A 14,189-nucleotide genomic window follows, 5' to 3' on the forward strand; every position below is an offset into this window, starting at 1 on the left:
TAATAATGTGAATAGCAATAACCCTAGAAGTCAGTTGTTCTGGTTATTCCAAAGTTGTGGTTGGATTGTTTATGCAATGCTGACCGAATTAATGATCAAAATACCAAGCGAAGAGCCGTGGACAATACATATACCGCATCTCATAATTGATGTAGCGTGTGGCTTTTTGATCACTTTAGCTTTAAGGCGCTTTTATAATTGCTCTAGCCAGCAAGAGCTCAAAGTTAAAGTCGCGTTTCGAATTTTGCTGCTGTTAATTGCCACCCTATTGTGGACGCAAATTAAATGGGTTTCTCTGCAATGGTTATACGGCAACTGGTGGCAGCCAATGTCATGGTTTGACTTTGGAACGTGGACGTCGGCCTCATTAACTATGCTCTCCACTTGGACTGCTTTTTACTACGGCATTAAAATTTATTTAGACAACCTCGAGCAAACGCAAAAGGCTGCAGAAGCCACTCATTTAGCCAAAGAGTCACAGCTAAAAATGTTACGCTATCAGCTTAATCCTCATTTTATGTTTAACAGCATTAATGCCATTTGCACGTTAATTTTGAAAAAAGAAAGCTTGCAAGCCGTTACTATGCTTGAAAAACTATGTGACTTATTACGCCATAGTTTATACACCGATCCCCTTGAGAAAGTAGCGATCAAAGAAGAAATAGCAATATTAAGAACCTATCTAGATATTGAGCAATGCCGATTTGCCGACAAATTAGAGGTTAACATCACAGTTGCACAGCAGTGTAATGAGCTGTTGATCCCATCTTTATTAATTCAGCCCTTAGTCGAAAATGCGTTAAAACACGGTATGCGTGCCGATCAAAAAATGGTGATCACCATTAATATCGAAAAAACTAAAAATGCATTACTCATTAAGGTCGCCGATACCGGCAAAGGCTTTAATGACAATAAAAAAACCAAAAGAGGTATCGGCTTGGCGAATTGTGAGCAACGCTTAAAATTAATCTATGGTAATAGCCACCGAATTGAAAAAGGCAATGCCAGTACTGGCGGTGCATGGCTATGTATTTCACTACCTATTAATGAGTTGCAATAATGATTCAATTAAAAACGTTACTTGTAGATGATGAATACAGTGCTGTTGAAGGCTTACGTATTCGTCTTGAAGCATTTCCTGAAATTAATGTGATTGGTAGTGCTGCAAGCGTTGACGAAGCAATTGCATTGCTCAACAAGGTTGACGTAGATTTAATTTTTTTAGATATAGAAATGCCATCTAAATCAGGCTTTGAGTTAATTAAACATTTTCAACCTGAAAGTTGCCCTGCGGTTATTTTTGTCACTGCATTTCACCAACATGCAGTGCAAGCATTTGAGGTGAGGGCACTGGATTATTTACTTAAGCCAGTTAAATTAACGCGCTTAGCAGAAGCCATTGAAAGGGTTGTTACAACAGAAAAGCTGCACCGTAAAACGGCACTTATTGAAGCTCACCAATCACTGGTCAACAACGATCCTCAAGAAGTCGGGGTTACGGGGAATTCTGAGTATAAGTTTGAAGCTGAAAACTTAGTGATCCAAGATGCAAAAAACCCAATTCAAATCATTCCATTTAAAGATATTTTATGGATTGATGCGGCAGGGGATTATATGTGTGTACACACACCCGCTGAAACACACGTAATGCGCGCGCGTTTAAAAGAGCTTGAAAAAAACACCCTTCCTGAAGATTTCCTGCGAATACATAAATCAACGATTGTTAATTTAAGCCATATAAAGCAACTTAACCCACTGCGAAACTCTGAATACATGGCAGTATTACAAAGTGGTAAAACACTTAAAGTTAGCCGTACGTATAGTAAAAACTTAAAGAGTTTGTTTAAATATTAATGTGGAAAATGAATTATGAAAATAATAATAGGTGATTTATCGTCAGGTGAGGTTATTAAGTTATTAGAAGAGCACTTAGCGGATATGTACGCGACATCACCGCCTGAAAATGTACATGCTCTGGATGTTAATAAGCTAAAGTCGCCAGATATTACTTTTTTTAGTGGCTGGCTTGATGGCAATTTGCAAGGCTGCTTGGCTGTTAAAAAGCTCGATTCTTCGCACCTTGAATTGAAATCAATGCGAACTAGCACCTCCGCTCGAAAATCAGGTGTTGCAACAAAGCTGCTGCAGCATGCGCTGAACTTTGCAACCGAGCAAGGTTATCAAAAAGTAAGCTTAGAAACCGGATCACAAGCATTCTTTGAACCAGCGCGAAACCTCTATAAAAAGTTTGGCTTTAGTTACTGCGGCCCTTTTTCAGTTTATATTGAAGATCCACACAGCCGTTTTATGACGATAAACCTACATTAAATTATAAAGTAAATTAAATCAAAGCCAAGTTGATAAGGATGTTAACGGTTTAATACTGCAAAGAAATATAAGTTAAAGTTGCACTTTTTAGCACTTACTCATAAAAATGCACTAAGTACAAACAGTTTGCTCAGTTCCACATTTTTGCAAATAATTTAAAAAGACACACATCATAAATTTTCTTGTCATGCTCATCAATAGCGTGAAAACTAAACACTAATTTGGCTAAATCGATGTCAACTGCTTTAATTAAAGACATATGGACTCCTCCACGGCAAGATCATTATAAATTGAACTTATAGAATATGTAGTGATCAGATCAAGGCATAATAATCACCTTGGTCACGTAAAATATGAGCGCTACTTTTCTGAAACACTTTAATTCAATTACCGATCCTCGCATTGAACGCTGTAAAAAGCATGAGCTTATCGATATTCTCCTTTTAGCCATTAGTGCAGTAATCTCCGGTGCACAAGGATGGGAGGATATTGAAGACTTTGGGCATCTAAAACTTGATTGGTTAAAAAGATATGGCGCTTTCAACGCGGGTATTCCAAGACACGACACCATAGCCCGTGTCATTTGTCGGTTAAAATCAGATGAAATAGAGCATGCATTTCAATCTTGGATATCTTCACTTATTGAAACCACGGGTGCTGATATTATTGCTATGGATGGAAAAACTGCACGTCGTTCATTTACAACCAAAGATAGAAAAAGTGCTTTACATACCGTCAGTGCATGGAGCTGCCAACACCAGTTAGTTTTAGGGCAAACAGCCGTTGATAGCAAAACAAATGAAATCACAGCCATACCTGAGTTACTCACCATGCTAGATATTGAAAATAGCATCATTACACTTGATGCTATGGGCTGCCAGCAAGAAATAGCGAAACAAATAATTAAACAAAAAGCTGATTATATCCTAGCGCTCAAAGGTAACCATTCAGGTATGCAGAGTGAATTAGAAGCTTGGTGGCACAAGAGTGAGCGCGAAGGATTGACCAATAGCAACTATGATAAACATACCGAAATAAGCTCAGGGCATGGGCGCATTGAAACAAGGGTTTGTCAGCAATTGCTTATTGATAAAAGCTGGTTAGATAAAATCTACCAATGGTCTGGCTTAAAGAGTGTTATTCAAGTAACCGCTGAGGTTCACGATAAATCATCAGGTACAGACACGATAGAAACGCGTTGGTATATTAGTTCGTTAGCGTTAGCGTTAGGTGCGGAGCAAGCACTTAATGCGGTACGAAGCCACTGGCAGGTTGAAAGTATGCATTGGATGTTGGATATGAACTTTAGGGAAGATGAATCAAGAATCCGTAAGAAGCAAGGACCCCTTGTTTTTAACGTAATGAGAAAAATAGCCATGGCGTTATTTAAACAAGATACAACTAAAACAGCCAGTATAGCGAGAAAAAAGAAAATGGCAGGGCTAGACGATGATTATCGCTCAACCCTGTTAGAATCTGGGATTAAAATGCGCTAGCCGTGTGGACTCCTCATATTAGAAGCTTATTATCAATTTCACTATTGCACATTGGTAAAAATGTGCTAAGTGGGGGAGTCCAGAACATTCGTTAGGCTCAAAATTTCATTTTGGATAATATAAAGGTGAATCTTATGGGGAAAGAAATCGCAATAATCACACTTCATGGAATGGGCGACTATAAACCTAATTATTATGAGGAACTAAAAAGTAAGCTTGTGAAGGCACTAGATACTGACTGGCAGAAGGTTGCCTTCGAGCCTGTTCAATATCAGCCCATACTACAAAATAACCAAAATGATATTTGGCAAAGAATGAATCGTTTTCCGCTGGATGGTTCTATATTAAGACGCTTTTTACTGTTTGGTTTCTCCGACGCAGGTTCATTAGAATATAGTGCTAGATCTAACGTAAGCGACCAATATATTAAAGTTCAAAAAGAAATTATGCAGGCTTTGGATAAAGTATATATTGAGCTCGGGAGTAACGATAAACCTGTCATAATCATTGCACAATCGCTAGGGTGTCAGGTAATTTCAAATTACATTTGGGACGCAAAAAAAGGCTCTGGTATATTTAATGGGCTTTATTCTGATGCCTCTGATCAATTAAAGAGCTTTAGACGTCTCGAGAGCTGTGTTCATTTACTAACTACAGGGTGCAATATACCAATGTTTGTTGGCGGTCTCGCCCCTATTGAGGCGATTCAAAAGCCAAATGATGCGTTCACATGGTATAACTACTTTGATAGAGATGATGTTCTCGGTTGGCCGCTATCACCACTCAGTGACTCATATAATGCTCTAGTGATAGATCATGAGATTAACGCTGGCGGTATTTTTTCTAGCTGGAATCCATGGAGTCATGGGAAATATTGGACAGATAAAGATGTCATAAAGCCGCTAATTAAAAAAATACGTAGCTATATAATAGCCTAACACATATGAGCCTTAACTCAGTCAATAGGCAATAGTATTTTATTTGACCGTTTTCATTCAGTAACGGTCAATTCTTTCTAAATCAATAAACAAATTCGTTTACTTCGTCCGTCGATACACCAGTTAAGCAAAGTAGCTTACGGCAAATACATACAAGGAGCGCTACGCAATAATCCTTATGTTTTTAGCACTTCATCTGCTGATATTCCTCTAAAGCGAAGCGCCTCTAAACCTCTTTGTGAATAATTCAATTAAAGATCTTTTGCACAAAGAGAAGGGAATGAGAAGTAAATGAGGGTGAACTTGAAGGCTAATATTGATATGTGAAAACACGATGCATTAATAGAGGTAGCTGCTACCTCACCAAGTAAGCCATTCAAAGACCTGTGATACCTTCCAAAACGCCAATTAGAGCAACAGCAAATCCTTTTTATATTTTACGTATAATCGAAGTAACTGATTGAATCAAAATAGGAACTCGGCTATGGTTAATACATCAATAAAAATAAATTAAAAACGAGTAATTCTACAGGCTCGTTATGTATATATGAGAAATCCGATGATTAAGCAGTCCCTTAAATATTTTTTGATAGGTCTTTTAGCTTGGCCAATTTTAGCCGAGGTTATTGGTTTCATTTCTCCACTTTGGAGTGTATTTGTTTTAGGTGATACAACAGGGGAAACTGGACTTATTTTACTTGAAATATCTCGACCATATTTAGCGTTGGTTTCAGTTGTTTTTGCTTATTCTTTTTATTTGATTTCCCGTGTTAGCGAAAGCACAGTTAAAAAGAGACTTTGCGAGTTGTTGGGATTAGTCTACGTATGTGTTTCTATTTATGGATTTTTCCCTGAAGATGATGTTACTTATACGTTGTTAAGTAGTATTCATTATCTCGCTGAGTTATCAATGTTGTTTATTGGGGCTATGTTAATCTATAAAAATATTCAGGAAATACACAACAAGTCATTACAGTAACGTGACTGCCAACAGCTTGCTCAGTTTCGCTTCGCTACACAATTTAGCAAGCTATTATCAGCCCCTGAATGGGGAGTTATAAGTTTAAGGGGGATTCATGCGTTACATTTTGGTTTTAGTTATTCTTTTCATAACTAGTGGCAAAGCACTTGCCGATCAGTCAGTCACAATTTTTGTAAAGGAAGCCAGCTATTCAATAAACACCTCGGATGAAGAGCTGAACTCAGCAGAATTGGAAAGCAAGCTGAAACAGCTTAAGTTTTCATTGGTAATGTTAGACGTTGATTATTGTGCAGGCCCAGTCATGGTTGCTGAGGTTTATGTAGCAATTGCAAATGCAAACCCTTCAGTTAAAGACGTGCACCTAAAAGCAAGTGGCAGTCATGAACAAAGCAAATGTAAAAACGTATAACACATATGAGCCTTAACTCTGCCAATAGGCGCTAGTATTTTATTTGACCGTTTTTATACAGTGATGGCCAACTCTAAATCAACTCTAATTCAATAAGCAAATTCGTTTACTTCGTCTGTCGATGTGGCTGTTAAGCAAGTAGCTTACGGCAAACATATATAAGGAGGGTATTTAGCACTGCATCTGCTGATATTCCTCTAAAGCGCAGCGTCTCTAAACCTCTTTGTGAATAATTCAATTAAAAATCTTTTGCACAAAGAGAAGGGAATGAGAAGTAAATGAGGGTGAACTTGAAGGCTAATATTGATATGTGAAAACACGATGCATTAATAAAGGTAGCTGCTACCTCACCAAGTAAGCCACTCAAAGACCTGTGATACCTTCCAAAACGCCAATTAGAGCAACAGCAAATCCTTTTTATATTTTACGTATAATCGAAGTAACTGATTGAATCAAAATAGGAACTCGTCTATGGTTAATGCATCAATAAAAATAAATTAAACGGGTTATTCAATAGGCTCGTTAAATGGCAAACATGAACGAAGAAAATTATAGGCTCTACGCTGGCAAAGAAATCTTCTACTTTTCAACGTTCGAAGATGCTCAGTCAGTCGCAAAAGAATTCATGCCAAATAAAGTTGAGCTTCGAATTGAAATATTGGTAGAGCTAGAGCCATTTGAAGCTGATTTTTGGGCTTACGAATACGAGAATAATCAATGGGCACCATCATGAATTTGCAAGTTGGTGCCCATTTAACAAGTTTATTAACGAACGCCATTTCCACTTCCTGGCAGGACTGTTATGGTCAACTAATTCACTGTCCGGAATTAGTTGACCATAACATAGCGTTGATTCAGGAGCTCGTTTTTTAATTGAATTTGGCTGTTGGAGTTACTCTACAGCCTCTTTATGAAGCTAGGATGATTTCGTGAAATTTTCAGGTGTCAGTATAGAGTCAACAGAATATAGGCATATCGAGCGTCATAGTTATGGTGGAATGTCTTCTGACATGATCGCTCCAGAAATTTGGAAGAATGAAATAATTCCGCATTTGAAGGAAATAATCTACGGCGGCAATATCTAAAAATGACGTTTCGCATTCCCTAAATAGAAAAGGATAAGTTGTTAGCTGCTTTATGAAATATTTAACCAAATCTAAAATTGCAAGCTTAGCTAATATTCATTTAGTTTTAGGTGTTACTTTATATTTTTGCATATTAGGTGACTTTCATTTCAATAGTATTGAAACTTTTTCTGATTTTTGGTTTTTTATCCGGTTAGCTTTTCTAGTTAGTTTTTTTAGCTTTGTCATTGGGCTTACATATTTCTGTCCTGTTTTGAGCTTGTTATATCGATGTTCGGCTTTAAGCTATTTCAGCGTAAGTTTTTTTGCAATGCTACCGTGCTTTGCTTTGTATTATTTTGAACCTGTACGATTTTACCTGTTCTCAATGGCTGCTAGTTTGGTGTTGGGATTATGTTTCTACCACAAGAATAGGGATAGCAGCTCACAATGCAGTTAAGGCTAGACTAAAAAAGCTTGCCTTAGTTCGTGCCTTTCTAATTTTAGCTAAGCCTTTTTAGCTGCTTATTGCAGCGTTACTAACATCGGCTTATGGCACAGACCGGAAGTCGAGATACTCCATAAATTTCTTATTGATAGCTCCAGGGACTCTCAACTTAATTTATCAATTTTTATCCATTCAACCATTTACCTAAATCTAAACCTACTTAAATTAAAGGTGAGACTTTAGTTAATAAATCTCAATTTAAGTGGCGCTGGCCACAAATAAAAATAATTCTCAGTTTTGTGCAAATAGTAATTGCGAACCGTTTACGTTTAGATTAATATGCAAGCTCTAATGAAATTGAGAGTGGTTTGTATTCATGTATATCTGTTTATGTCACGGTGTGACAGATAAAAAAATTGAACAAACAATCGACGACGGCGCGACAACAATGCGTGAGCTTTCGAAAGAGCTTAAAGTCGGTAGTCAGTGCGGTAAATGCTGCGGCTGTACTAAAAAAATTCTCAATCGTAAGCTTATCGAAATCGCTGATATCACCGATCAAGTTGCTTAGTCCCTATTTACCCCTGCTAGTTTTCTCCATTATTTTAAGTATCTGCAATTCCACGTTATAGTTAATACATTATCGGGATTGCTGGATTTACAATCTCGAGATATGATTATTCCAAGCTATGCCATTGATGCCAGCACGAAAAGTAATTTAGGAGATTTAGTGGGTCATAACCACAATGATTTATCTGGGTTTTATCCGCTCGCTGATGGTGTTGATGCCTTTGTAGCGCGGCTTGCGTTAATTGAATCGGCGCAGCACACGATTGATGTGCAATATTATTTGTATCATCGCCAGCAGACCACTAAGTTATTTACGGCTTACTTATTGGCAGCAGCTAAACGAGGCGTAAGGGTGCGGTTGTTACTCGATGATATGTCTCAAGCTGATAGTGCCTTTGATTTAGGGGCATTGGCACACCATCCAAATTTTTCAGTTCGGTTATTTAATCCTTTTCCTAATCGCAGCTTGCCTGCACTAGGTTTTATCACTAATTTTAAGCTGCTGTCGCGGCGTATGCATAACAAAAGTTTTATAGTAGATAACCAAGTATTTATTACTGGCGGCAGGAATATGGGCAATGCTTATTATGCTGGCGAAGATCATGCTGAGTTTATTGATTTGGATGTGCTTGCGGTTGGTAAAATTGTACCAGAGGCATCAATTGCGTTTGACCTTTATTGGAATCATGAATTGGCTTACCCAATCCAAACACTACAAGGTGAGAGTGATGATGCTGCATTGCAAAAGGTGACGGATCACTTAGACAACTATGTTAAACAAAACCACGACAGCAATTATGTGCAGCGTTTAAGAGCGAGTAATTTAGTTACTTTGCTTGATTCTGGGCATTTAGATTTGGACTGGCAACAAGCTGAAATATTTTATGATCACCCTGATAAACTTTTAAATGAAGTAGGGCAGCGCTCTGCCAATATGTCGCCACATCTTTTTCAAGCGATGGGAGAACCAAAGCACAAAGTTATTATTGTTTCGCCTTATTTTATTCCCCAAGAGCAAGGTGTTAAGCGTTTGACTGAGTGGGCGCAGCGAGGGGTAGAAGTGATTGTACTAACCAATTCGCTGGCGGCGACTGATGTAGCTGCAGTGCACGCAGGTTACGGACATTATCGCGCAGCTTTGTTACGTGGCGGGGTGAAATTGTGGGAGTTAAAGCCCAGCGATTTAGCTGCACTGGAAATCCCAAGTAATAAAATACGGAAAACAGGTTCGTCCCAAGCGAGTTTGCATGCTAAAACCATGACTATTGACGACAGCCTTTTTTTCGTAGGTTCGCTTAATTTAGACCCTCGTTCATTTGAGTTAAATACTGAAATGGGTGTATTGGTGCACAGTGAAAAGCTGAGTATGATGCTCAGGGATTGGGTTGATAGCAAAATGAAGCTCTTTGCCTGGCAGTTAGAGCTTAAAAACCCGACGGAAGATGCATTAGTTTGGCGGGATATTGTGACAGGTGAAATCTTTAAAAATGAGCCTCAAACGTCGAGTTGGCGTCGTTTTCAGGTGTGGTTTATGTCGCTATTTCCTATTGAGGATGCGTTGTAATATTTTCTCTGTAAATGCTATAGCTAATACATAAAAAAAGCAGCCTAGGCTGCTTTTTTAACGCTAATTAAATTACATTTGCGATTGCAGGTAGTTTTCAATACCGGTGCTTTTGATCAACAGTTGTTGTGTTTCAAGCCAATCGATTTGTTCTTCTTGCTCGTTTAAGATGTTATCCAGCGCTTCGCGGCTGATATAATCTTTTTTGCTTTCAGCAAGTTTGATTGCATCTTTAAGATCAACCAATGAATCAACTTCAAAGGCCATATTACAGGCGATCATTTCTTCACTGTTTTCGCCAATGCGTAAACGGCCAAGATCTTGAAGGTTAGGTAAGCCTTCTAAAAACAAAATACGCTCAATTAAACGGTCAGCGTTTTTCATTTTTTGAATTGAGGTTTTGTAATCGGCTTTGTCTAATGCGCTAAAACCAAAATCTTTAAACATACGGGCATGTAAAAAATATTGGTTAATAGCGACTAACTCATTCGCCAATACTTTATTTAATGCAACAAGAACGTCTTTATCGCCTTTCATATTTTAGCTCCTATTCGCCCATTTGTGATTGATGGTAGTTTTGGCTACCAATTTTATCAATTAAACCAAGCTGTTGCTCTAGCCAATAAACATGATCTTCTTCGGTATCGAATAACAGTTTCTCTAAGATTTCACGCGATTGATAATCTTTTTCTTGCTCACATACAGCAATGACTTCTTTAACACATTCAACTACTTCAAGCTCAAGTGTGAGGTCGTTTTGCATCATGCTTTTTACGTCATGACCAATAATTAGGTCACGGCGTTTGGTCATATTTGGTATGCCTTCGAGGAATAAAATACGCTTGATCAACCAATCCGCGTGATCTTTTTCTTCTTCCATTTCATGATTTAAGCGTACATAAAGTTTATCCAAACCCCAATCATCGTACATACGTGAGTGGATAAAATATTGGTCGATTGCAGCAAGTTCGTTCGCAAGTAACTTGTTAAAGCTGTCGATAACTTTTTGATTACCTTTCATAATGGTGGCCTCTTAGAATACTTAATGCTGCTAGTGTAGTATAAAACTCAGTTATTGCAAGTATTTTCCTTGTAAATCAGTTGGTTACTATTGAGTGTGATTCTCGTTTAAGTTTGCATTGTTGGTTGCTTTATGAACAGATTGCTATTTATATTTAAGGTTAAAGGCGAAAGGTGAAATTAAGAGAGGCTCGTTCATTGCACTGGGCAATGAACGAATTTGATGATGTTTAAAACTGATATTTAACGCCAACTGTTGCTGTTGTTCCTAAACCTTTGATGTTGTAACCGCCGTATGTATACGACTGCGCGCGGGCAGGGAAGTAGTCTTCGTTAAATAAGTTTTCAATGCCGACAAAGCCTTGCCAGTTATCGGCAAATTGGTATTGACCACTTAGGTTAAAGATATTGTAGCTATCGACAGGGCCTTGATCGCCTACATACTTGCCTGCATCGTTTGCTGCAAAGCGCTTTCTATCGCCGACGTACAGGTAACTTAATGTCAGTGACATAGCATCACTTGGTTGCCAGTTTAAGTTTGCTGTCGCTTTTGGTGGGCTTATTTGTTTTGAGCCTAAGTACACTCCGCTTCGGTATTTTTACCTTCAACATAGCTATAGGTTGCCAGTAATTTAAGATTTGCGGCAATTGTGTAATCTACTAGCGTTTCGTAGCCCCAAATTTCCTGTGGCGCTCGCACTGGTTCGTACACGCCGGTCACTTCGTTAAATTTATTAGTTGTACCAAGTTCAGAAGTACTGCGATAGGCGGCAACTTCAATACGTAGATTGTCAAATTGTGAGTTAAAACCAATTTCGTAGTTGTCGATAATTGAGGCTTGGGTTTGGATCAGGCCAATATCGTTCACCGTGGCAGCGCGCAACAGACGACCAATGTCTGAAATATCAGAGCCTTGTGAGTAGCTTAAAAATGGGCTGAATTTTTCATCAAGATTGTATTTAATTCCGATATTATAGGTCGTAGCATCGTAATCAATGGTGTCACCTTTTACGTTGATTGGCACTGAGCATTGCGTTGGTGTTTTACATAGTTTAAGTGTGCGCTAATCGTCTACGCTTAAATCAATGCTTTCTTGGCGAACACCGGCTTTGACGATAAGGTCATTGGCGATCACCCATTTAGTTTGTAAAAAGCCTGCAATACTTTTCATATCCATCTCAGGAACCCAAACTCGTCCATCAACCAGCGGCTGCGAGGTAACGTCATTTAAGGCATCAATACCATAAACGAACGTGGCTTCGACAGAGTCAAAGTCTACTTGAGTATTCAATGTCGCACGCGCGCCTTTTTTGTCAGATCTGATAATAGACTGGCCACCTTCGTAATTTTCGTCAGGATTGGCGAGGTTAGGTGAGAAGAAAAATACATTTTCTATATCTTGCATGTAGAGATCTAAGGTCATTTGGGTATTTTCAAATAATGCGTAGTCCGTGTATTTTAAGGTGATATTTTCGTTGCCTTCAGGGCCTTGTGGCTTGCCTTGTTTTTGTAGCTCAGGTGGTACGTGGATTGCGTAGGTTTTTTCACCTAAGCTCATATCGCCATTAACATCACCAAGGTCGGTTTTTTGCTGTGAACTGAAATAGTTATAGCTAAACTGTAATTGCTTGTCAGCATCAAAATCATACCCTAACTTAGTAAAGTAGTTTTGCGTTACTGCATCAGATAAACCGTATTGCAACCCTAAAATATCACCCTGTGCGTCGCGTTGTACGCCGTTTTCTTCATAACTGGCTGTTACTAAATAACTGAACTTATCTGCACGACCATTAATCGCCGCTGATGCTCTTGCACCGGCACTTTCTTCAAGTTTGACTGCGCTAAAACGGCTCGATAGGCTTATTTCACCAGCTGTTTTATCATCGCTTTTAGCCTGTTTAGTGATGTAATTAATAATACCGCCCGATGCACCGTTACCATAAATCGAGGTTGCTCCTTTGATCACTTCAATACGAGCAATGGCACTTGGATCGAGGGTTTTAATGCCTAACGAGCCATTACGCAGCGGTGTTGATTGCGGTACTCCGTCAATCATCACCAACGGGGCGCGACCGCGCAGTGTTTGTCCGGTATTACTTGAGCTGCCGGTATCTGGAGCGAGGCCCGGCACCATTTGCGCAAGTAAGCTTTGTAGCTCTGGATTTACCTTTAAATGCTCTTCAATTTGCTTTTGATTGATAACGGTAATTGATGCAGGGACCTAGGGACCTCATCAATGCTTTCAAAAACGCGGCTCCCAGAAACAATGATACGCTCCATTTGCTCGTCAATGAGTTGTTTTTTATTGATAGCGTCATCAGCGAAAGTGGCTGTACTTATAGCGAGGGCTAATAAGGTTAACGAAGTTTTAAACATAAAGATCCTTTACGACAATGTAATTATGAAAGAGCTGTTTTAATTGGCGCAATAATAAATGTAAAGAACTGTAAAGGTAAGGGTAGTGATAGTTATTATCAATTGCATTTGGCTTGTGGCGATCGGTACATTTGAGATATCTTATAAAAATTTACTTCGTATGAAGTATTCATTGTGCGAAATATTTACCGCATTGTGTAAGTTCTACTTGGTGCTGATCCCAATTTTATATAATACAAAACTTGAAAGCTTGTTTTCTGTTTCAGTCTCGAACTGTGACTATATTTATTTTAACTATTGTCAATCAATAGCTTAATTATTTTTTATATTAATCTTATTTAGGAAACATGCAATCGCATTAGGTGTGAAGTGAACGGTACTTATTTTGCAGCAGACACTACATTGATTTTATTGGCGTAATCTTCTATTAAATATTCGCTATAAATCCTCTGGAGGTGCAACATGACAACCACGATAAGTAATGAAAATCATGCGACTAAAGTAGCCGCTGTTTTTGATAGTGAAGAGCAAGCAAATAGCGCATTTGAAACTTTGAGCCAACATACTCAGTTTGCGCAAAGTAACATAAATTTCATTTCTCCTCATGACCAAGACTTTGATGAAAAAGTAGAACCTGAAGATAAAAATATTGGAAAAACGTTACTAAAAACGCACCTATTATTTGCAGTGATAGGGCTTGTTGTAGGTATACTTATAAGCAGTGTTTTTCTTTTTGTTGACGTAGAATTCATGCAAAATTTTATATTTGAAACGTACGCTGGGATTTGCACTGTCAGTGTGTTTATTGCCTTGTTAGTCGCGGGCTTTATTTCAATCCGCCCAGATCATGATCCACTGATAAATGATGTAAGAAAAGCAACAAGTACTGGCAAGTGGGTGCTAATTGTTCATACGGATACAAGCAATAAAGCCGACCAAGCGCAGCAGTTGATGGAACCATTTGCTGCATCAACTACAGCTACGCTTTAACTAT

13 protein-coding genes and 1 pseudogene are annotated in these 14,189 nt (G+C 38.5%); 11 read left to right on the forward strand and 3 right to left on the reverse strand.

Annotation, left to right across the window (positions count from 1 at the left end; genetic code table 11):
• Positions 1-7 precede the first annotated feature (7 nt).
• The 10 genes from NDQ71_RS19680 (at position 8) to NDQ71_RS19725 (ending at position 9,799) form a co-directional block, all read left to right on the forward strand.
• Positions 8-1,060 (forward strand): sensor histidine kinase, encoded by a 1,053-nt coding sequence (locus NDQ71_RS19680; RefSeq protein ID WP_283709125.1) that lies wholly within the window; start codon positions 8-10, stop codon positions 1,058-1,060.
• Positions 1,060-1,854 carry a LytTR family DNA-binding domain-containing protein gene (locus NDQ71_RS19685; protein ID WP_301562988.1) on the forward strand — a complete coding sequence of 265 codons (795 nt, stop codon included), beginning with the start codon at positions 1,060-1,062 and terminating at the stop codon, positions 1,852-1,854. Before NDQ71_RS19680 ends, NDQ71_RS19685 begins: the two co-directional genes overlap by 1 nt.
• 15 nt (positions 1,855-1,869) lie before the next feature.
• A complete protein-coding gene (locus NDQ71_RS19690; protein ID WP_301562989.1) occupies positions 1,870-2,328 on the forward strand; it encodes a GNAT family N-acetyltransferase in 459 nt (152 codons plus the stop codon).
• 353 nt (positions 2,329-2,681) lie between these two features.
• Positions 2,682-3,824: an ISAs1 family transposase gene (locus tag NDQ71_RS19695; RefSeq protein WP_301562990.1), complete on the forward strand. Its 1,143-nt coding sequence runs from the start codon at positions 2,682-2,684 to the stop codon at positions 3,822-3,824.
• 134 nt (positions 3,825-3,958) lie between these two features.
• Positions 3,959-4,762 (forward strand): hypothetical protein, encoded by an 804-nt coding sequence (locus NDQ71_RS19700; RefSeq protein WP_283709128.1) that lies wholly within the window; start codon positions 3,959-3,961, stop codon positions 4,760-4,762.
• 559 nt (positions 4,763-5,321) lie between these two features.
• Entirely contained in the window at positions 5,322-5,741 is a 420-nt protein-coding gene (locus NDQ71_RS19705) for a hypothetical protein (RefSeq protein WP_301562991.1), read from the forward strand.
• A gap of 97 nt (positions 5,742-5,838) precedes the next feature.
• On the forward strand, positions 5,839-6,153 hold the full coding sequence (locus NDQ71_RS19710) for a hypothetical protein (RefSeq protein WP_301562992.1): 315 nt from the start codon (positions 5,839-5,841) through the stop codon (positions 6,151-6,153).
• A 526-nt stretch (positions 6,154-6,679) separates the two neighbouring features.
• Positions 6,680-6,886 carry a hypothetical protein gene (locus tag NDQ71_RS19715; protein ID WP_192542554.1) on the forward strand — a complete coding sequence of 69 codons (207 nt, stop codon included), beginning with the start codon at positions 6,680-6,682 and terminating at the stop codon, positions 6,884-6,886.
• Positions 6,887-8,041: 1,155 nt separating this feature from the next.
• Positions 8,042-8,236 carry a (2Fe-2S)-binding protein gene (locus NDQ71_RS19720; protein WP_016706844.1) on the forward strand — a complete coding sequence of 65 codons (195 nt, stop codon included), beginning with the start codon at positions 8,042-8,044 and terminating at the stop codon, positions 8,234-8,236.
• 102 nt (positions 8,237-8,338) lie between these two features.
• Complete coding sequence (locus NDQ71_RS19725; protein WP_301562993.1) at positions 8,339-9,799, forward strand: phospholipase D family protein; 1,461 nt, start codon at positions 8,339-8,341, stop codon at positions 9,797-9,799.
• A 72-nt stretch (positions 9,800-9,871) separates the two neighbouring features.
• Here NDQ71_RS19725 and bfr (NDQ71_RS19730) read toward each other — a convergent pair whose 3' ends face one another.
• The 3 genes and pseudogenes from bfr (NDQ71_RS19730) to NDQ71_RS19740 all read right to left on the reverse strand — a co-directional run bounded on the left by bfr (NDQ71_RS19730) (position 9,872) and on the right by NDQ71_RS19740 (position 13,195).
• Positions 9,872-10,336 carry a bacterioferritin gene (bfr, locus tag NDQ71_RS19730; protein WP_301562994.1) on the reverse strand — a complete coding sequence of 155 codons (465 nt, stop codon included), beginning with the start codon at positions 10,334-10,336 and terminating at the stop codon, positions 9,872-9,874.
• Positions 10,337-10,346: 10 nt separating this feature from the next.
• Positions 10,347-10,820, reverse strand: coding sequence for a bacterioferritin (bfr, locus tag NDQ71_RS19735; protein ID WP_064665139.1), 474 nt, complete (start codon positions 10,818-10,820; stop codon positions 10,347-10,349).
• 229 nt (positions 10,821-11,049) lie between these two features.
• Positions 11,050-13,195: pseudogene (locus NDQ71_RS19740) on the reverse strand (TonB-dependent receptor).
• 462 nt (positions 13,196-13,657) lie between these two features.
• On the opposite strand from NDQ71_RS19740, the gene NDQ71_RS19745 reads away from it, so the two are divergent.
• Positions 13,658-14,185, forward strand: coding sequence for a hypothetical protein (locus NDQ71_RS19745; protein ID WP_301562995.1), 528 nt, complete (start codon positions 13,658-13,660; stop codon positions 14,183-14,185).
• The last annotated feature ends 4 nt before the right edge of the window (positions 14,186-14,189 follow it).

It is taken from the genome of Pseudoalteromonas sp. KG3 (genome assembly GCF_030436385.1).
Classification (GTDB): Bacteria; Pseudomonadota; Gammaproteobacteria; order Enterobacterales; family Alteromonadaceae; genus Pseudoalteromonas; species Pseudoalteromonas prydzensis.